Annotated in this window: 20 protein-coding genes and 1 riboswitch; of the genes, 7 read left to right on the top strand and 13 right to left on the bottom strand. The window is 43.4% G+C overall.

The features are described from left to right. Positions 1 to 62: 62 nt before the first annotated feature. The 6 genes from VXP95_RS08440 to VXP95_RS08415 form a co-directional block, all read right to left on the bottom strand. Positions 63 to 545 carry a GNAT family N-acetyltransferase gene (locus tag VXP95_RS08440; RefSeq protein ID WP_416680328.1) on the bottom strand — a complete coding sequence of 161 codons (483 nt, stop codon included), beginning with the start codon at positions 543 to 545 and terminating at the stop codon, positions 63 to 65. 153 nt (positions 546 to 698) lie between these two features. Further along, entirely contained in the window at positions 699 to 1,058 is a 360-nt protein-coding gene (gene rplT / locus VXP95_RS08435; RefSeq protein WP_004647525.1) for a 50S ribosomal protein L20, read from the bottom strand. 11 nt (positions 1,059 to 1,069) lie between these two features. Then, on the bottom strand, positions 1,070 to 1,264 hold the full coding sequence (gene rpmI / locus VXP95_RS08430; protein ID WP_004278281.1) for a 50S ribosomal protein L35: 195 nt from the start codon (positions 1,262 to 1,264) through the stop codon (positions 1,070 to 1,072). Between the two features lie 185 nt (positions 1,265 to 1,449). Further along, on the bottom strand, positions 1,450 to 1,872 hold the full coding sequence (locus VXP95_RS08425; RefSeq protein ID WP_004278284.1) for a YqaA family protein: 423 nt from the start codon (positions 1,870 to 1,872) through the stop codon (positions 1,450 to 1,452). A 7-nt stretch (positions 1,873 to 1,879) separates the two neighbouring features. Further along, positions 1,880 to 2,170 carry a hypothetical protein gene (locus tag VXP95_RS08420; RefSeq protein WP_064094717.1) on the bottom strand — a complete coding sequence of 97 codons (291 nt, stop codon included), beginning with the start codon at positions 2,168 to 2,170 and terminating at the stop codon, positions 1,880 to 1,882. Between the two features lie 74 nt (positions 2,171 to 2,244). Continuing rightward, complete coding sequence (locus tag VXP95_RS08415) at positions 2,245 to 2,865, bottom strand: glutathione S-transferase N-terminal domain-containing protein (RefSeq protein WP_064094718.1); 621 nt, start codon at positions 2,863 to 2,865, stop codon at positions 2,245 to 2,247. A gap of 282 nt (positions 2,866 to 3,147) precedes the next feature. On the opposite strand from VXP95_RS08415, the gene VXP95_RS08410 reads away from it, so the two are divergent. Both VXP95_RS08410 and VXP95_RS08405 read left to right on the top strand, forming a co-directional pair. After that, the gene (locus VXP95_RS08410) at positions 3,148 to 3,603 is read left to right on the top strand and encodes an Hsp20 family protein (RefSeq protein WP_416680332.1); all 456 of its coding nucleotides are present in this window, start codon (positions 3,148 to 3,150) and stop codon (positions 3,601 to 3,603) included. Positions 3,604 to 3,706: 103 nt separating this feature from the next. Further along, positions 3,707 to 4,258, top strand: a complete 552-nt coding sequence (locus VXP95_RS08405; RefSeq protein ID WP_416680334.1) for a hypothetical protein — start codon at positions 3,707 to 3,709, stop codon at positions 4,256 to 4,258. Positions 4,259 to 4,300: 42 nt separating this feature from the next. Here VXP95_RS08405 and VXP95_RS08400 read toward each other — a convergent pair whose 3' ends face one another. From VXP95_RS08400 to VXP95_RS08380, 5 genes are all read right to left on the bottom strand, one after another. Further along, on the bottom strand, positions 4,301 to 4,987 hold the full coding sequence (locus VXP95_RS08400; RefSeq protein ID WP_416711840.1) for an HAD hydrolase-like protein: 687 nt from the start codon (positions 4,985 to 4,987) through the stop codon (positions 4,301 to 4,303). A 132-nt stretch (positions 4,988 to 5,119) separates the two neighbouring features. Beyond that, on the bottom strand, positions 5,120 to 5,617 hold the full coding sequence (gene infC, locus VXP95_RS08395; RefSeq protein WP_004647518.1) for a translation initiation factor IF-3: 498 nt from the start codon (positions 5,615 to 5,617) through the stop codon (positions 5,120 to 5,122). 59 nt (positions 5,618 to 5,676) lie between these two features. Beyond that, positions 5,677 to 7,599, bottom strand: coding sequence for a threonine--tRNA ligase (gene thrS / locus VXP95_RS08390; RefSeq protein WP_416680337.1), 1,923 nt, complete (start codon positions 7,597 to 7,599; stop codon positions 5,677 to 5,679). A gap of 227 nt (positions 7,600 to 7,826) precedes the next feature. Beyond that, positions 7,827 to 8,984, bottom strand: a complete 1,158-nt coding sequence (locus VXP95_RS08385; RefSeq protein WP_416711844.1) for an alanine racemase — start codon at positions 8,982 to 8,984, stop codon at positions 7,827 to 7,829. Positions 8,985 to 8,994: 10 nt separating this feature from the next. Further along, positions 8,995 to 10,281 carry a D-arabinono-1,4-lactone oxidase gene (locus VXP95_RS08380; RefSeq protein WP_416711839.1) on the bottom strand — a complete coding sequence of 429 codons (1,287 nt, stop codon included), beginning with the start codon at positions 10,279 to 10,281 and terminating at the stop codon, positions 8,995 to 8,997. 233 nt (positions 10,282 to 10,514) lie between these two features. Here VXP95_RS08380 and VXP95_RS08375 point away from each other — a divergent pair, with 233 nt between their 5' ends. Continuing rightward, complete coding sequence (locus VXP95_RS08375; RefSeq protein ID WP_416711838.1) at positions 10,515 to 12,155, top strand: acyl-CoA synthetase; 1,641 nt, start codon at positions 10,515 to 10,517, stop codon at positions 12,153 to 12,155. 128 nt (positions 12,156 to 12,283) lie between these two features. Here VXP95_RS08375 and trpB read toward each other — a convergent pair whose 3' ends face one another. Both trpB and VXP95_RS08365 read right to left on the bottom strand, forming a co-directional pair. Further along, on the bottom strand, positions 12,284 to 13,528 hold the full coding sequence (trpB, locus tag VXP95_RS08370) for a tryptophan synthase subunit beta (RefSeq protein WP_144724093.1): 1,245 nt from the start codon (positions 13,526 to 13,528) through the stop codon (positions 12,284 to 12,286). Further along, positions 13,509 to 14,153, bottom strand: a complete 645-nt coding sequence (locus VXP95_RS08365) for a phosphoribosylanthranilate isomerase (protein WP_416680344.1) — start codon at positions 14,151 to 14,153, stop codon at positions 13,509 to 13,511. The genes trpB and VXP95_RS08365 overlap by 20 nt, the downstream gene beginning before the upstream one ends. A gap of 144 nt (positions 14,154 to 14,297) precedes the next feature. Further along, a riboswitch (cobalamin riboswitch) is annotated at positions 14,298 to 14,509 on the top strand. A 36-nt stretch (positions 14,510 to 14,545) separates the two neighbouring features. On the opposite strand from VXP95_RS08365, the gene VXP95_RS08360 reads away from it, so the two are divergent. The 4 genes from VXP95_RS08360 to VXP95_RS08345 all read left to right on the top strand — a co-directional run bounded on the left by VXP95_RS08360 (position 14,546) and on the right by VXP95_RS08345 (position 19,524). Further along, the gene (locus VXP95_RS08360; protein ID WP_416711837.1) at positions 14,546 to 16,381 is read left to right on the top strand and encodes a TonB-dependent receptor plug domain-containing protein; all 1,836 of its coding nucleotides are present in this window, start codon (positions 14,546 to 14,548) and stop codon (positions 16,379 to 16,381) included. 92 nt (positions 16,382 to 16,473) lie between these two features. Beyond that, entirely contained in the window at positions 16,474 to 17,058 is a 585-nt protein-coding gene (locus tag VXP95_RS08355; RefSeq protein ID WP_064102308.1) for a cob(I)yrinic acid a,c-diamide adenosyltransferase, read from the top strand. Positions 17,059 to 17,200: 142 nt separating this feature from the next. Beyond that, the gene (locus tag VXP95_RS08350; protein WP_416680347.1) at positions 17,201 to 17,914 is read left to right on the top strand and encodes a glycerophosphodiester phosphodiesterase; all 714 of its coding nucleotides are present in this window, start codon (positions 17,201 to 17,203) and stop codon (positions 17,912 to 17,914) included. 443 nt (positions 17,915 to 18,357) lie between these two features. Continuing rightward, the gene (locus VXP95_RS08345) at positions 18,358 to 19,524 is read left to right on the top strand and encodes an acyl-CoA desaturase (protein WP_064094732.1); all 1,167 of its coding nucleotides are present in this window, start codon (positions 18,358 to 18,360) and stop codon (positions 19,522 to 19,524) included. The last annotated feature ends 38 nt before the right edge of the window (positions 19,525 to 19,562 follow it).

The raw sequence follows: 19,562 nt of genomic DNA, 5'->3' as shown, positions 1-19,562 counted from the left end.
TCGTCTTTTTCCAGGGTTTAGATTTTTCTACGTTGAGCCAGCTTGCCCAGAGTCTTCAAAAATTAAATGTCCCACTGATAATATAAATCTTTAAGATTCTCACCCAGATCACTGGCATCTCCTTCACTGACAAAATAGGCGCCGGTCTTTTCATAAAAATAACGACTGGAATTCAGGTTCAATACGCTACATTGCATATGCTGATAGGATTTTTCTCGACTTAAGCCCAGACCCAATTGAACCAAATCACGTCCAATGCCGCGACCTTTAATATTTTGAAGCAAATAAAGTGCTCTCAATTCACTGATGGGTGCATCTACCGGAAAATTGAAAGCAGCAAAGCCCAGCACCTGAGCATTTTCTTCATAGACAAATACCCGTCGATTTTCCTGTTCAAGCACAGAACGCCACAAAGCGGTTCTTTGTTCTACACTCAACTTATCGAGAATTTCTTGTTTGATGATGTTTTTATAGCTTTCACGCCAGCTTTGTACGTGCACTTGGGCAATCGGCAGAACATCCTGTTGAGTGGCAAGTCGAATCATTATTTTTAAGCCTTATTTTTGATTATGCAGTTTAACAATGACTAAAAAATATAGGATTTACAATACTGATTTTTAAATAATATTTAAAATGACTACTTTTATTTAAGCATAAAAAAAGACCGCTAAAAGCGGTCTTTTTCAAGTCATAAAGACTTATGCAGCCAATGCATCTTTAGCTTTAGAAGCTAAAGCAGCAAACGCAACTGCGTCATGCATAGCGATGTCAGCAAGTACGCGACGGTCGATAATCACTTGAGCTTTTTTCAAGCCAGCGATCATACGGCTGTACGACAAACCATTTTGACGAGCACCAGCGTTGATACGTGCAATCCACAAAGCGCGGAATTGACGTTTCTTCTGACGACGGTCACGGTAAGCATATTGACCAGCTTTGATTACCGCCTGGAACGCTACGCGGTAAACGCGTGAACGAGCACCATAGTAACCTTTAGCGCGAGCAAGAATTTTTTTGTGACGGCGATGAGCCTGTACACCACGTTTTACACGAGCCATTTATAATCTCCTTAGATGTACGGGCACATACGACGAACTGAAGCAACGTCACTTACGTGAACCATTACACAGCCGCGCAATTGACGAATACGCTTAGCAGATTTTTTGGTCAAAATGTGGCGTTTAAACGCTTGTTTACGCTTAAAACCGTTAGCAGTCGCTTTAAAGCGTTTAGCTGCACCACGGCGAGTTTTCATCTTAGGCATAACAACCTCTTTTGAACACCTGTTCGGCTCGTTTGCACCATTACAAAACGACCTGCAGGTAAGGGAGCGAGTATTCTAAAGCATCTTTGTTTAAAACAAAAGCATCTTCACCCAATAAGCGAATTTAAAGAATGATTTCGCTCTGAAATAATATCCAAGACTGAATCAAGAAAATAGCTTCAGGCTTAGAACAAGGCAAAGGCCGCATAGACAAACAGATAACGTCCAATTTTAGCGATGCTGACCATCAGCAGAAAACGGGCGAAGTTTTCTTTTAATAGTCCCGCAATCAGGGTAATCGGATCACCAATGATAGGCACCCAGCTCAGCAGTAAAGACCAGTAACCATATTTCTGATAGGTCGTTTGCGCCTTGAGCATCTTGTCTGCCGAAACCGGAAACCACTTTTTATTCTTATAATGTTCAATCTTGAGGCCCAGATACCAGTTCACACACGACCCCAGAATATTCCCCAGACTGGCCACCGCAATTAACAGCACTGCATGCTGCTTGTTCTGCACTAAAAGCCCCAGCAAAACAGCTTCAGACTGTAAAGGCAATAAGGTCGCTGCACCAAAGGCCGACAGAAATAGCAGCAACAGACTCATACAGCTATTAACGGCTCAAACCCAACTTTTTCTTGGCTTTGCTGTATTCCCAACTCGACCAAATTACTGCTGCTACCATGACAATAATCCGCCCCCCTTTATACTGCTGAGTAATGGGTTCAATCGCTGCACGGAGAATTTGCTGATCTTTGGTATTCAAGGCTGCAATCACCTGATCAATATGCACAATTTCAGCAATATAAAGCACCAAACATGCAGCAATTCCAAAGAGGATACTCCAGTAAATTCGGGTATTGCTTTCAATAATCTTGGTAAAGTTCAGAAGAAAATCGTTCATATATCCATCCAATAAAAAACCACCGTAAGGGTGGCTTTATTTGCTTAAGACTATTTTAGCATAAAGGCTACAGCTTAACTGACCTGTATCGCCAGCGCTTTCTGAACTGCAGGACGTGCATTCAAGCGATCAATATATTTGGAAACCTCAGGATAATCTTCCAGGTTGATCTGCTGCCAGTCATATCGCAATAACCACGGAAATATCGCCATATCGGCAATCGAGTATTCGCCAGCCACATACTCCTGCCCGACCAGCTGTTTATTCAGCACACCATACAGACGTTTGCTTTCATTGACATAACGATCTGTTGCATAAGCAATCCGCTCAGGCGCAAAACGGCTAAAGTGATGATTTTGTCCGAGCATTGGTCCCAGACCGCCCATTTGCCACATCAGCCATTGTTCCACCTGAACACGCTTTACTTCATCAACTGGATAAAACAAACCTGTTTTTCGACCCAGATACTGCAAGATCGCGCCTGACTCAAAGATTGAAATCGGCTGACCATTCGGCCCATTCTGATCAACGATTGCTGGGATTTTATTGTTGGGAGAAATAGCCAGAAAATCGGACTGGAACTGATCATTTTCTAGAATATTGATGGGAATAATTTGATATTCCAGCCCCATTTCTTCCAAGGCTATACTGATTTTGTGGCCATTCGGAGTGCCCCAGTAATATAAATCGATCATTTTCTTTTAATACTCCCTGCACTTGTCACGTGCGATGATGTCTCCAACATAGAGGATTTAGAAGGAAACAACAAGCCTAGAGATAAAAATTATTTTATAATAAAAATCAATATATTATTAAAATTTTATATTTTTTATATTGGATATCTTGAAAATTTCAGCCACATACACATATTTATTTTTGCATAAGAATTAAGTCAGTCTTCTGCACTGTAGATGCCTCACCTGACAGATCTTATTTTCTTGTTTTTATAACTTTACTTAAATGAGAAGGTTCTAATCATGAGTAACTTAAATCTTCATCCCTTGTTTCGTCGTAGTATTGGTTTTGATCGCCTGAATGACTTTATTGATTACGCCATGCAAAGCGATACACCGAATTATCCGCCGTATAATATCGAAAAGCATGGTGAGAATAATTACCGCATCGTGGTGGCAACTGCGGGTTTTCGTCAGGAAGAACTCGACATTCGTCTGGAAAACAGGTTGCTGACCATCTTGGGGCAACCTGAAAATCAGGACAATAACGCTATCGAATTCCTGCACAAAGGAATTGCACGACGCGCGTTTAAATTGTCTTTACGCCTAGATGAGTATATTGAGGTACAACAGGCAGACTATGAAAATGGGTTGCTGATCATTGACTTGCAGCGCATTATTCCAGAAGAGAAATTACCTCGACAAATTCCGATCGGCAAGAAACTGCTCATTGAAAATATTGAAAAATCAGTGGAATAAGCTTGATTAGGCTAAAAAGCAAGGTCCGAAAGGGCCTTTCTTTTTGGCTACGGATTACCTAAGCTCATTGAGGCAATACGCTTTCTGATCATTAAAATAAGCCATGAATGCGCCAGAAAATATCCTGTTTCATCAAGCCAGCCCGATCATGCGCGCAACTGGATATCTGCTACTGTGCTGTCCGGTTGGAATATTCAGCATTTTCTATTTGAGCAGTACGGGTAGCAATTCCAGTTTTCTTCAAGGGCTGCTATTTTTATGGCAGGAGGCTCCTGGCTTTTATATTTATATTGGTGGCTTTCTTGGTCTTGCCGTACTTATGCTTGGAACTAAATTAAAAATTACCTCACACGCCATTTATTATACTCTGGCAGGTTTCCGAATCAGCCTGTGCTTAAAACGGCACTCGGTACAGTATAGTTTTCTGAATCCACACTATGATTCTCTCAAAGCACATCTCAAACGCTGGCTCTATAACATGCCAGCGCATGTCATCAGTCAACGCGATGGCACTTTGGATTTTAAATTGCACCACCCCGGTCGGATAAATCAATTTTGTCTTGGATTTTTCCGGATTCAACTGTCGATGTTTTCTCGTCAGCAGGCTCAACAGATTATGCAGGCCATACAAAGTGCCTGGAATTTCAGAGCATAAAAAAGCCATCAACTGAATACTTTTTTATACCGGGTAAACAGGTTATGGTAATAAACACGCTGTCAATTCATCCACTGTTTGACACAAATAGGTTGGTTTGGCCTCTGCCAATGCATGTGCATGGTTAAATCCCCATGTCACCGCGGCCACAGGCATACCTAAGGCTTGTGCGGAATGAATATCTGAAATTTGGTCACCAATATAAATGGCGCGTTGTGCTGAGCAATGGGTATGGCGTAATACCTTTCTAATTTGTCGCTGTTTACCATAAATTGAGGCATTTGGCATAATCCAGTCGAACAGAGCAAGACGCTGTTGGCCAAGACTGGCATGACAGTTCTCCAGCGAATTGGAGGTCACGACCGCCAAGCATATACCAGCTTGCTTTAACTGTTGCAGCAATTGATCTATTCCGTCGAACACAACAGGTTGCGGGCTGTGCTGTATACTCCGTTTACAATCCAAGGCTAAACGAATCGCGCTTAAACGTGACAAGCCCAACTCTCTACGAATGGTACGCGGTGGAAAAGATCTTAAATATTCAATGCGCTCAGCATTCAACTCAGCATATTGGTACTTGCTAGCATGCCGGTTGAATAAACCAATGAAGAGCGGGAAAGAATCGACCAAAGTACCATCCACATCAAAAATCACCACTTGATAGGGCAAGTGATGCTGATAATCTATCATCGAATCATTTTTAAAAAACTCTTTAACCCACTGCATCATAAAAAAATTATTAAATAATAAACGAATCAGGCTATAACAATTTTAATCTATCTGATTGTTTTATACTTTACATTTTCTGATTTTAATAAAAAAAGCCCTGCTGATGCAGGGCTTTTTTCGCTTAATGAGAGCTTACTTTTTCTTTTTAGGACCAAGCAGCATACCCATTTGACGGCCTTCCATTTTCGGCATCTGTTCAACAGTACCGAATTCAGCCACGTCAGCTTCAATTTTTTGCAATTGAGCTAGACCCAACTGTTGGTGTGCCATCTCACGACCACGGAAACGAAGCGTGATTTTCACCTTGTTACCTTCTTCAAGGAACTTGATGATTGCACGTAGTTTTACGTTGTAATCACCAACATCAGTACCCGGGCGTAGCTTGATTTCTTTCACCTGGACTTGATGTTGTTTTTTCTTCGCTTCTTTCTGCTTTTGCTTAAGATCAAACAAATGCTTGTTGAAGTCCATGATCTTACATACAGGTGGCTCAGCATTTGCTACGATCTCTACAAGATCAAGTTCAACACTTTCTGCTGCACGTAGGGCTTCAGCTAAGCTTACAATCCCTTTTTGCTCACCATTTTCGTCTACAAGACGGACTTCTTTCGCACGAATTTCATCATTCAAGGCAGGACGGTTTGATTTGTTACCGCCCTGTTGATTACGGTCAGGCTGTTTAATCGCTGTTACTCCACAATGTACCGGCCGCGTTCGGCTACGGCTGTTTTTACTAGATCAACGAAAGCATCGATTGACATAGTACCCAAATTTTTTCCTGAGCGGGTACGTACGTTTACTGTACCTTCCTCTACTTCACGGTCCCCAAGTACCAGTAAGTATGGAATACGCTCTAATGTACGTTCACGAATCTTAAAGCCGATTTTCTCATTTCTCAAGTCAGAAATTGCACGGATACCGTTTTCTTTAAGTTTTGCGACGACTGACTCACATGCCTCAGCTTGAGAATCGGTAATGTTCATTACACATGCTTGCATTGGTGCCAACCAAGGTGGCATGAAGCCTGCGTAGTGTTCGATCAGTATACCAATAAAACGCTCGAAACTGCCAAGAATTGCACGATGTAACATTACTGGCTGATCGCGGTCATTATCTTCAGTGACATAAGACGCATCCAGACGTTCTGGCAAGTTAAAGTCACACTGAATGGTACCACACTGCCAGACACGACCTAAGCAGTCTTTCAGAGAGAATTCAATCTTCGGACCGTAGAATGCGCCTTCGCCTGGTTGAAGTTCCCACTCAAGACCTGCAGCATCTAAAGCATCTGCCAAAGATTTTTCTGCCATATCCCAAAGCTTGTCATCACCCACACGTTTTTCAGGACGCGTCGACAACTTCATTTGTACTTCTTCAAAGCCAAAGTCTTTGTATACATCCAGTGTCAATTTGATAAAGTTTGCAACTTCAGGACCAATCTGTTCTTTGGTACAGAAAATGTGCGCATCATCTTGGGTAAAGCCACGTACACGCATAATGCCGTGTAATGAACCCGATGGCTCGTTACGGTGACATGAACCGAACTCTGCCAAACGAATTGGAAGATCACGATAAGATTTCAAACCCTGGTTGAACACCTGCACGTGACATGGGCAGTTCATTGGTTTCACCGCATAATTACGGCTTTCTGAATGCGTGGTGAACATGTTGTCTGCGTAGTTCGCCGCATGACCCGATTTTTCCCACAAGCTAAAGTCTACGATTTGTGGTGTTTTAATCTCTAGATAGCCATTGTCCTGCTGGACTTTACGCATGTACTGTTCAAGGACTTGGTAAATGGTCCAACCATTTGGATGCCAGAACACCATACCCGGTGCTTCTTCCTGCATGTGGAATAGGTCAAGCGCTTTACCGATTTTACGGTGATCGCGTTTTTCTGCTTCTTCAATACGCTTGATATAAGCTGCAAGCTGTTTCTTGTCTGCCCAAGCTGTACCGTAGATACGCTGTAACTGCTCGTTCTTCGCATCACCGCGCCAGTACGCACCTGACATCTTGGTGAGTTTGAACGATTTCAGGAATTTGGTGTTTGGCACGTGTGGACCACGACACATATCCACATATTCCTGATGATAGTAAAGACCCATTTGAGTCTCGTCTGGCATATCTTCAATTAGACGTAGTTTGTAATCTTCGCCGCGCTCGGTGAACACTTTGATCACTTCATCACGTGGCGTCATTTTTTTGATGACATCGTAGTCCTGATCGATGAGCTTTTTCATGCGCTCTTCAATCGCAGCCATATCATCTGGGGTAAATGGTTTTGCATTAAAAATGTCGTAATAGAAACCATCTTCAATGACAGGACCAATCACCATCTTCGCTTCTGGGAACAGCTGTTTAACCGCATGACCCACCAAGTGCGCACATGAGTGACGAATTATTTCGACGCCTTCATCATCTTTAGGCGTGATAATCTGTAAAGTTGCGTCTTCGGTAATTAAATCGCATGCATCAACCAGACGGCCGTTAACGCGTCCAGCGACTGTATTTTTTGCAAGACCAGGACCGATGCTTTGAGCAACTTCCATCACAGATACGGCATGATCAAACTGTTTTTGATCGCCATTTGGCAAAGTGATAATTGGCATAAGAAAATCCTTAAGGAGTGATGCCCCGTACCATGGAGCATATCACCGCGAGATTATGATCGAGGGAAAACCTCAAAAGATAAAAACGGTGGATAAATAAAAATCGATTCGAATTTTACACGGCTTGGCCGCATGATTAAACCTTTTCCCCAATAAAAATAAGATTTATCACCAAAACCATATCTGATTTAAAAAAACTTAAGCTCATTTTTTAGTTCAGAATTTTATTATTCCCGAAAAGTGTCCCACGCCATAAATTTTCCCTTGCTGTAGCTATAAAGCTGGGCAAATTGCGGAATGACAGCTTCACTTTGTGTCGGTCTCAAAAAGACGTAATCATCCACTTGTAGCCCGCAGTATTTAGGCACCAAAACCATTTCCTGATTACTGCTGCGACCATACAACATATGCGGTCGACTTTTTTCAGGATAACAGTAATTTGCCTGCCAATAACCGCCATAAATAAATAATGCTTTATGCGGATGTGGCAGACAATCAAGTATTTCGAGACCTGGAAGCTGACTATAAGGCAATACCTTTAGAATTGGCGCAGCAATCAATAAAGCACAGTTCAAGGTAGAGAGATGATCCAGATCAAAATCACTCGGTTTGAGCAGCATGGAACCAAAAGCCAGATCATTGCAGACACTTTGCTGGCAATGCTGCATAAAAGTAGTGCTTCCCCCACCATTAAAACACAGACCTTCATGCCATAAATCAGGGAATTGCTGCTGCAAAATAGTTTTATAGTGCTGATAAATCTGCTGCGATTGCCGATAGCTTTTTTCAGGACATTTCAGTATTTTTGGCAGTTTTGCCACATGCGCATCATAACCCATCAAGCCAGACAGTTTCAGATATGAGGAATATTGCTGAATCAGTTTAAGTAAGGCGACAAACTGTGCCTGACTGCTTACACCTCCGCGATGCAGGCCCACATCAATTTCAATGTTGACATTCAGGCAAAGATTCTGGCTTTGCGTGAATTGCAGATATTGCTTCAAACGCTCTATATCATCAATCAGCCACTGGATATTTGCTTTATTCTGACTAGAGGATTTTTGGTAAAAATGTTTTAGCGCCTGAACCGGCATGGGTTTTCCCAGCAAAATATCGGCCTGTTGAAATGTCCCTATAATCTCCAGCAGATGGGGCAAATGAAAGACCATAAAGCGCCGGGTATTCAGTTTCTCACTGGCCAGTTGAAGTAACGGGGGACTCGCCAAGGATTTTACTACCAGACGTGGTTTTAACTGCGCAGGTAATCTTGATTGTACCAGACCCAGATTATGCTGATATTGGGTCAAATCCAGAATCAGTTGCGGTGTACCAGTCCCCTGCTGTTTTAAGTCCTGCGTCAGTTGCTGAAAATACTCTGTTTGCATCGCCAAAGCCTCAGTTTCCAGATAAAAATAATTGTTTTAGGTACGGATTCAGCCATTTTTTCTGTGGATCCAGTTGCTGACGTACTCGCATAAAATTATCCCATTTCGGGTAGAGATCACGTAGCGAAGCAGCGCTCATGCTATGCAACTTGCCCCAATGCGGCCGTCCCTGATATTTCTGTAAAATCGGTTCAATCAGATCAAAGATGGTCCGGTAATCCTGTTTATAAAACTGGTGAATCGAAATCGAAACCGCGTCACACTGATAAAAAGGACTCAGCCAGATATCATCGGCTTTGACATAACGAAACTCGATGGGAAAAAACATCGGCACCTGATGTTTGCGTAAAATATGCAGAATCTCGTCCAGACACTGCAATCCCGAATCGACCGGAATCTGATATTCCATTTCATTAAATCTGGTCTTACGCGGAGTTGGAAAAATTCTGGATGACCAGTCTACATAACGAGTCGGTTTGACAAATACACCGAGCAGTTTTTGCAGATAAGGATTCGTCTGGGGGAAAAGCCGTGTCAACTCGGAACATAAGGTCAATAAAGTATCTTCCGAAGGCCAGCTCTCTTGCCTCGGCTGAACGTCATCTTCTGTTTCATCCAGAGTTTTCAGCATTACTTGATCAGCATGCAGAAAAGCCCAAAACTCAATATGTCGATGCTGATATTTCCATTGCTCAATATGCGTAAAAACATCTTTTAATGAACACAAACGGATTTGTTCTTTTAATTTGTAGCGTGGCCGATTTTGCAGGGTAATTTTGGTCAACACCCCCAAACTACCCAGTGCTACCCGTCCAGCCTGAAATATCTCGGTATTCTGCTGGGCATCGCATTGCAGCAGCTCTCCCGCTGCAGTCAGTAATTCAAAGCCTTCCACAAAAGCAGATAAACAGGGTAAATCGATACCGGTGCCATGGGTTCCGGTGGAAATTGCACCAGCCAGACTTTGCTGGTCAATATCACCCTGATTGATTAAAGCCTGATTAATGGCTGCTAGTTCTTTACCTAGATTATATAAACGGGTACCGGCCTGGACAGTGCATTGGGATTTCGCTTGATTAGAGGCCACCACACCTGTGAACTGATCAAGATTAAGCAGTCCTTTATCTGTTTTGGCGAGTGGGCTAAAGGAATGCCCTGCACCTACTGCACGCATCTGCGCCTGGGACTTCACCAAATTTTGTAATTCATTCATTTCTCCAGGCTGAAAAATGTGAGGAGAACTCAACTGGCTTCCTGACCAGTTTCGCCATGTGGCATCTGCCTGTTGTATTTTCATTATTATTCCTTGGCTTATATAATTTGAATGGCTCAATTAGAGTAAAATACCTAAAAAATCAAACATGGGAACCCATGGGTTCAAAACATTTAAACAGGATTAAATATTTACATTAATATTCAATTACTTAAAATTATTAAAATCGTACTCGACTAAAGCATAAATGCAAGATCCCCAAGAAGTACATATCTTTTCAGCAGGATATCAAAATAAATATAGAACGGAGTTTTACCATGGTTAGCGCATATGATGAATTACCGCGTACCCCCGCGAATTTTGTAGCTTTGTCACCTTTACGCTATCTGGATCGTGCAGCTTATATTTATCCAAATCAGAATGCGATTATCCACGGAAAGCGTCGGATCACCTGGCGTGAGAAATATAACCGTTGCCGTCAGTTTGCTCACCAGCTGCAAAAATTAGGCATCGGCAAAAATGACACTGTTTCTGTCCTGCTGCCTAATGTCCCTGCCATGATTGAAGCACATTTTGCCGTACCGATGGCAGGTGCAGTCCTCAACACCTTAAATACTCGTCTGGATGCCAAAACCCTTGCCTTCATGCTGGAACATGCTGAAAGCAAAGTCTTGCTGGTCGATCCCGAATTTACTGCACTTGCAGCAGAAGCCCTCGCCCTGATTTCACACGATATCTATGTCATTGATGTGGCTGATGAAGAGTTTGAAGGTGAAGAGCAGCGTATTGGTCAAATCGAATATGAAGACTGGATTGCCCAAGGCGACGCAAACTTTGAATGGCATTTACCCCAAGATGAATGGGATGCCATCAGCTTAAGCTATACCTCCGGCACCACCGGCAACCCAAAAGGTGTGGTCTATCATCATCGCGGTGCCTACATTAATGCAGCCAGTAATATTATTGCCTGTGGCATGACACCCCGCGCCACCTATTTATGGACCCTGCCGCTATTCCACTGTAATGGCTGGTGCTTTGCCTGGACCATGGCGGCCAACGGCGGAACCAATGTCTGCCTGCGTAAAGTCGATGCTGAACTGATCTTTAAGCTGATCGCTGAACATAAGGTTGATTACTTCTGTGGTGCACCGATTGTCCTGTCGATGCTGATCAACATGCCTGAAGAGAAAAAGACCAAGTTTGAGCACCGGGTCGAGGTCATGGTGGCAGGTGCTGCTCCTCCTGCGGCCATTATTGAGGGCATGCGCAATATCGGCATTAATGTAACGCATGTCTACGGCTTGACAGAAACCTATGGCCCTTCTGCACTATGTGCATCTCAGGCAGGCTGGAGTGATTTATCCATTCAGGAACAGGCACAGTTGCACTCCCGTCAGGGCGTACCTTATCCGTTGCAGGATGGCATGAAAGTGCTTGATCCCGACACCATGCAGGAAGTACCACACGATGGACAGACCATGGGTGAGATCATGTTCCGTGGCAATATCGTGATGAAAGGCTATCTGAAAAATCCCGAAGCCACCGCGGAAGCCTTTGCAGGAGGCTGGTTCCATACTGGCGATCTGGCGGTATGCCAACCGGATGGTTATGCCAAAATCACTGACCGCTCCAAAGACGTGATTATTTCCGGTGGGGAAAATATTTCCTCGCTTGAAGTCGAGGAAGTATTATATCGACATGCGGCCGTACTCACTGCAGCAGTAGTTGCCAAGCCTGATCCACGCTGGCAGGAAGTGCCATGTGCCTTTATTGAACTTAAAGAAGGTACCCAGGCCACTGAAGAAGAAATTATGGAATTCTGCCGTGAGCATCTGGCCCGCTTTAAAGTGCCTAAGGATGTGGTGATTACCGAGATTCCAAAAACTTCGACCGGCAAACTGCAGAAATTTGTTTTACGTGAATGGGCTAAAGAACGCGCACAAGGTGAGTTCTCTTAACTCCAGATAAGCAGGTTCCCGCAAAATCTGTCCGATAAAAAAAATCGTGCTAAGTTTTATTAGCACGATTTTTTATTTGAAATAACCTCTCCCAAACCCTCTCCTATAAGGAGAGAACTTTAAGGAACTTACATCTCAACCATTTCTACGCCATCAATGCGTGCCACAGTCATCAAGTCCTTATCACCACGACCTGAAACCGTCGCAATAATAATCTGATCCTTGTCCATGGTCGGTGCAAGCTTGGACACGTATGCCATGGCATGTGCACTTTCCAGCGCCGGAATAATGCCTTCAATCTTGGTCAAGTCACGGAAACCCTGTAATGCTTCAGTATCTGTAATTGGTACATAGTTCACACGCTCCATATCTTTCAGGAAGCTATGTTCCGGACCCACACCCGGATAGTCCAAACCTGCAGAAATTGAATGGGTTTCAATGATCTGACCTTCTTTATCAGACATCAGGTAAGTCCGGTTACCATGCAGTACACCGACATGTCCGGCATTTAACGGCGCAGAGTGCTTACCAGTTTCAATACCCAGACCTGCTGCTTCTACTCCGTACATTTTCACGTCCTGATCATTCAGGAATGGATAGAACAAGCCCATGGCATTGGATCCACCACCGACACATGCGACCAGTGCATCTGGCAGACGGCCTGCCTGTTCCTGAATCTGACGGCGTGCTTCACGACCAATGATCGACTGGAAATCACGAACCAGTTGCGGATATGGATGTGGACCTGCCACGGTACCAATGACGTAGTAAGTTGAATCCACATTGGTCACCCAGTCACGCATGGCTTCGTTCATGGCATCTTTCAATGTTTTAGATCCACTTTCTACCGGCACAACCGTCGCGCCTAATAAACGCATACGGTAGACGTTCATCGCCTGACGTTTTACATCGTCTGCGCCCATGAATACTACGCATTCAAGACCTAAACGTGCTGCAATCGTTGCCGTTGCTACACCGTGCTGGCCTGCCCCTGTTTCGGCAATAATACGTTTCTTGCCGGAAAGCTTCGCCAGTAAGGCCTGACCGATTGTATTATTTACTTTGTGAGAACCGGTATGGTTCAGGTCTTCACGTTTCAGGTAAATCTGTGCGCCACCCAACTCTTTCGACCATCGTTCAGCATGATATAAAGGACTCGGACGACCGACGTAAAACGCCATGTCACGGTCAAATTCTGCCAAAAACTGCGCATCATCTTTCATACGAAAATAGAGCTTTTCCAAGTCTTCTAAAGCCGCCATGAGTGTTTCTGACACAAAACGTCCGCCATGAATACCGAAATGCCCGCGTTCATCCGGGAATTGGGTATAGTCAACTGCCTGACTGTTCTGGCTAGTACTTTGCTGATCCACGATGGACTCCTTGCATAAAGCGTTCTATGAGTTGTTGGTCTTTAATACCTTTTGCGGACTCGACACCGCCACTCACATCCACGGCATACGCCTGTGTGGTGAGAATTGCCTGTTCGATATTGTCAGGATTTAAACCGCCTGCCAAGATCAAGGGAATATTGAGTTTGGGAAATGTATCCCAATCGAAGCTGTGCCCTGTGCCACCTTTCAGGTCAGGATGCCATGCGTCTAACAGTACTGCACTTGCGCCTGCATCTTGATAACGCTGAATTTCTGCAACCACATCCAGATCAGGTTGCACCTGAATGGCTTTATACCAGCGGCGCCCCACCTGCTGGGCGATGGCCTGACATTGTTCAGGTGTTTCATCGCCATGAAATTGCAAAATATCCAGCGGTACTTTATTTAAAATCGCCTGGATTTCATCTGCGCGACTATTTACAAATAAACCTACGGCCTGCACATAAGCTGGAACCGCCCGGATCAGGATTTCAGCCTGCTCTAAAGTGACATGCCGCGGACTCGGTGGATAAAATACAAATCCTATCGCATCACAGCCAGCATTGACTACGGCATGTACATCTTCAACTCGGGTGATTCCACAAATTTTGGCACGGGTTCGCATATTATGTTGGCTCTATATCTACCAATGTATTGAACAATCTATAAGATTGGGGCAAATCATTGTAATGCAATTTTCCTGACTTGCGTAAAGTTCATCCGGATTATTCTTGATGCAGATTGTGTATCCGCCATCCTGACTTTATACTGCGCTCACTTTGCAGCAAGTCCAAGCCTTCAGGCTTTAGGGAAGCTGGTGTAAATCCAGCACTGCCCCCGCAACGGTAAAAAATGAAACGTATCTCAATTTAAACCCTTCGGTTTACACCACTGCATCTTGATGTGGGAAGGTGGATATACAGCAAAGTCGCTGCTTTGCACATTTAAGTCCGGAAACCTGCTTGTTGTGTTCTATAACTCAATCATTCACGGGGAAGTGAATGTATGGAGCATTTCATGTCTATTCAATTTCAACCTACTGCCTTGGTAGGTGCGATCGCACTTGCGTTGGGTACCACTTCATCTGTTCATGCCGCCGAGCAAAAAGTTGCAAAAGCATCTTTAGATACCATTGTAGTCACGACGACTCGCTCTGCAGAAAAAATTGAAAATGTGCCAGCACGTATTTCGATTATTGAACCTGCAATTCTTGAGCAGTCACCTCTTAAAGCACTACCAGATTTACTCAAAACAGACCCAAGTATTAATGTTGTGCAATCGGGTGGTTATGGCCAGCAAACTTCTATTTTCTTACGCGGCACCAATTCCAATCAAGTTTTGGTACTACGTGATGGTGTTCGTTTAAATACAGCCACCACAGGTACAGCGTCTATTCCATTTTTAGACACCACAGATCTTAAACAGATTGAAGTCTTAAAAGGCCCTGCATCTGTGCTTTATGGCACAGATGCAATTGGTGGTGTAGTGCAGTTTGTAACAAAAACGCCTGAAAAAACAGGTGCCTTTGTAACAGGTGAAATTGGCGAGAATCAAACCTACAAATCAATTATTGGTGCTGACCTGGCAGAAAATGGGGTGTATGCACAGATTCGCGGTCAGGTTTTAGAAACTGACGGCACACCTGTATTCAATATCAATGACAACCGTAACTACAATTATGATCAAAAAGGCTATAGTGCAAAATTCGGTATTGAAAAAGAGCGTTATGCAACATCACTCGATTACAGTCAAAATTCAGGAAATGTGCAATACAGTAATTGGGGTGCATTTTCCAGCCAAGATTTTGAAAATGAAATTGTAAATTTAAAAGGTCGTATTAACCCAACACAAACTACTGAAATTAATGCACGTCTATCTCAGTTTAAAGATGACTTAGATCAGGTCACCTCAAGCAGCTTTGTACATAGCACCACGCAAGAAGCAGAAATCTATGGCAAATGGAATTTCACGGCAGCACAAAATGTTTTACTGGGCATTACCCAGCGTAATACCGATGCAAAAACCCAGGCTCTTGATGAAGACATTAATTCAACAGGCTACTATATTCAGCACCAGTATCAGACAAATAGCTTAAGCACTCAGGTGGGTGTGCGTATCGAAGATAACGAAAAATTTGGCTCACATACCGTTGCACAAGGTGGTATCCGTTACCAACTGCTCCCTAATACCAGCATTTATACCAATATTGGTTCAGCATTTAAGGCACCGACTTTAAATGATATGTATGCTTTTGGCGGCAATGATCAATTGAAGCCTGAAGAAAGCATTTCGTATGAAATGGGGATAGATCAAAAACTTCCATTAAATATTTTAGCAGGTGCTTCCGTTTTCTATACGGAAGTCGATAATTTAATTAATTCGGTATGTATTATTGATTGTGGAGAAGGATGGTTTCCAACGACCGTTTACCAAAACCAGAACATTGATGAAGCCAGGATGACTGGCGGCGAATTGACGGCACAATGGGCAAAAGATCAGTTCTTTATTAATGCCGGTTACACTTATGTCAAAACTGAAGATACGAAACAGAATTCAGAGCTGTTACGTCGCCCTCGTCAGTCATTCACTGTATCGACAGGTCTACAAAATGCGGATTACGGTTTAAGTGCTGCACTGGTAGCAAAATCGAAAGCGAAGGACTTTAGTCGTGATATTCCAGGTTATGCACGTGTTGACTTAAATGCCTATTGGAATATTAATCCAACAGTTAAACTGTTTACTAACATTGAAAATGTCGGTGATGTGAAATACAAAACTGTGCATAGTGCTGGCGACCAGTACTATGTGAACGGTGGCCGACTCGCTTCTGCGGGTGTGACCTTTAAATACTAAGTTCAACCTTTTTAGAAATACTTTTGAGAATCATGTCATGCCTATGGCATGATTCTTTTTATATTCAGCATTTAAAAAATCAAGGAATTCAAATGGGTCACCGTTTAAGTAAAATCTACACGCGCACAGGCGATTCGGGTACTACAGGGCTTGGTGATGGCTCACGCGTTGCCAAAGATGACTTGCGTATTACCGCGCTGGGTGATGTCGATGAGCTGAATGCAGTAATTGGCGTATTACGCGCGCAGATTTCTGCAAGCACTATTGAAGATAAAACTCCTTGGGATAAATCCTTAAGTCTGATCCAGCACTGGCTATTTGATCTGGGTGGTGAAGTGTGTATTCCGGGTTTTAATCTGGTGCAACCGGTATCGATTGAGTTTCTGGAAAATGATATCGACCGTATGAATGAAGCTTTGCCGATGTTAAAAGACTTTATTCTGCCTGCTGGAACGCTGGTGTGCAGCTTTGCCCATCAGGCTCGTGCAGTCTGTCGTCGTGCCGAACGCAGCGTGATGTCAGTCCACCACCGTGACCAAAATATTCAGGCTGCATCGCTACAACTGCTGAACCGTCTATCCGACTGGTTATTTGTCGCATCGCGTACCCTGCAACGCGCTGAGGGTGGTTCTGAAGTGCTCTGGCAAAAAAATATCAATGACAGCATCGAAAAGTAAAATCAGCTTCCAGATTAGCATCTAAAAATACGCGTCAGATGTGTCTTGATTTTATAGGGCATCTGACGAAAATAGATAGTGTCATCCTTCTGTCACGTAGCCCTCGCAAAATGAACTTAACTTTCCCACTCATGAGCATCTTATGCGCATAATTGGACATCGTGGTGCACGTGGCGAAGCCCCTGAAAATACCTTGGGCGGTTTTCAGTATATTCAGGAAATCGGCATTCGCGCCGTTGAGTTTGATGTTCGTCAACTCAAAGACAATGCTTTAATCATCATGCATGACGACAATTTTGTTCGTACCACCGGCTTGCAGAAACCTTTGTATGAGTGTAACCGTCAAGATCTTGTCCAATATAATCATGCAGTCAAATGGTCAGAATGGAATAAAATCGAAGCCACTCCGCTCCTTGATCAAACCTTAAATGTCATTCGAAATTTTGAACATATTGAAGTTGAAATCAAAAGCGTTGACTCCGAAGCAGCAGCCGAAAAAATAGCATTAGAAGTCGAACAACAACTGCAAGGCTATGAGCAGGCAGCTATTGTTACCAGCTTTGATGCGAAAATCCTGAATGCATTGAAACAGCAAAACTCCCGCTTAAAACGCGGCTTGTTGATTGAAACTGATGTCAAACATCAAGCCATTGATCAGGCGCTGGAACTGGGATGCTGTCATATTGGCTGGATGAATGAACTGGTTAGCCAAGGCCTGATCCAAGCTACGCAGGCGGCCGAGCTAAATATCAGTGTCTGGACGGTCAATGATGTGACGCGTGCCAAGCAGCTTCGGGACTGGGGTATTCAGGGCTTAATTACAGATTATCCAAAACTGATGCTGCAACAGCTTTAAAGTACTAGCCTCATTTACATAATAAATTTGCAGTTATCTTCTTGTTGATATCTTTACCCTCATCAATTTTTAAAAATAGAGAATCTGCTTAAACTTATGCTAAGTCTAGGTTAACTTAGGTTTATTTTCCGCATCTGTCTGCAAACCGACATGTAATCTTGTAGAAATTATGAACAACCCTTTCAGCTATCCTAACCCAAAAATAAAAAAATAAAAGGTTGATGATCCTCAGTCACTTAGACAGAAATCAGGGTTTATCCAGCTTGGAAAAATGGCAGTTTTTGTCGGCTTATTCCAAGACTCACAAGTACAATACAACCGTACAATAATGCTAGTGCAGCCCTAGACCACATGCTAATATGAACAAGATAGGCTGCTGTTAAAACGAACAGCGGTTTCTGCTTATTGTTAAACCTTTCGAGGTTCTAGGAGTGCTGTTGGAGATGAATGCTCCCTTACCCAAAGCCCCCATCAACTGGATTGCTGTGTTTGCATTGGTATTTTTACCAATCGTAGCCCTGATTGCGATTCCGTTGTATGCGTATCACCATGATTTTAGTGTTGCCGCTTGGATCAGTATGTTTGTTTTACTGGGCGTAAGCAGCCTTGGCATTACAGCAGGATACCATCGCCTGTGGGCACATCGTGCTTATGAAGCCACCTTACCATTAAAAATCATCTTGATGATCATGGGTACATTTGCAGTACAGAATAGTATTTTATTCTGGGCATCTGGTCACCGTACCCATCACCGTCATGTTGATGACGTGGAGCAAGACCCGTACTCGATCAATCGAGGCTTCTGGTATGCACATATCGGCTGGATGTTACGTGATTATCCATCCGGTGTAGCCAACTACAAAAATGCGCCAGATCTGTTGAAAGATAAAGTAGTGATGTTTCAGGACAAATACTACGTTCCATTAGTGATTGCCGTTCATGCCGCAATTTTATTACCTATTGGCTTGATGGTAGGCGATGTCTGGGGTGTATTGCTGTTAGGCGGATTAATGCGTTTAATCCTGAGCCATCACGTCACTTTCTTCATCAACTCACTGTGCCATATGTGGGGGAATCGTCCATATACTGACGAAAATACTGCGCGTGACAATTTTGTACTCGCAATCGCAACTTGGGGTGAGGGTTATCATAACTATCACCATATTTTCCAGTACGACTACCGTAATGGCGTGAAATGGTGGCAGTATGATCCAACCAAATGGTTGATCTGGACCTGCTCTAAACTCGGTTTAGCAAAAAACTTGCGCCGTATTCCTAGCTTTAATATTAAAAAAGCGGAATTGGCAATGAAGTTTAAATATGCTGAACAGGATCTTGCAGTTTATGGCCATGACGTTTCTGAAGATATCTCGACAGTGAAAACCAAGATTGCACAGGAATATGATGCTTTTACCCAAACTTTAAATGACTGGGCGAAGTTGAAAGAACAGGAAATTCAGGTCAAGAAAGCATCGATGGCTGAAAAGATTCACCAGATGGATGACAAATTGAAAGTTGAATTCCAGCTGGTAGAACAACGTCTTTCCCATCACCGTGAGACCTTGAACTTACTGGTTCGTAATTTGAAAAAATCTGCAGTTTCTCAATAAAAATCTGTCAAAACGAAAAGCCCCGCTCGGGGCTTTTT

This window comes from Acinetobacter sp. 226 (genome assembly GCF_048147925.1).
GTDB lineage: Bacteria > Pseudomonadota > Gammaproteobacteria > Pseudomonadales > Moraxellaceae > Acinetobacter > Acinetobacter pecorum.
This window is presented reverse-complemented; position numbering and strand designations above follow the sequence as displayed.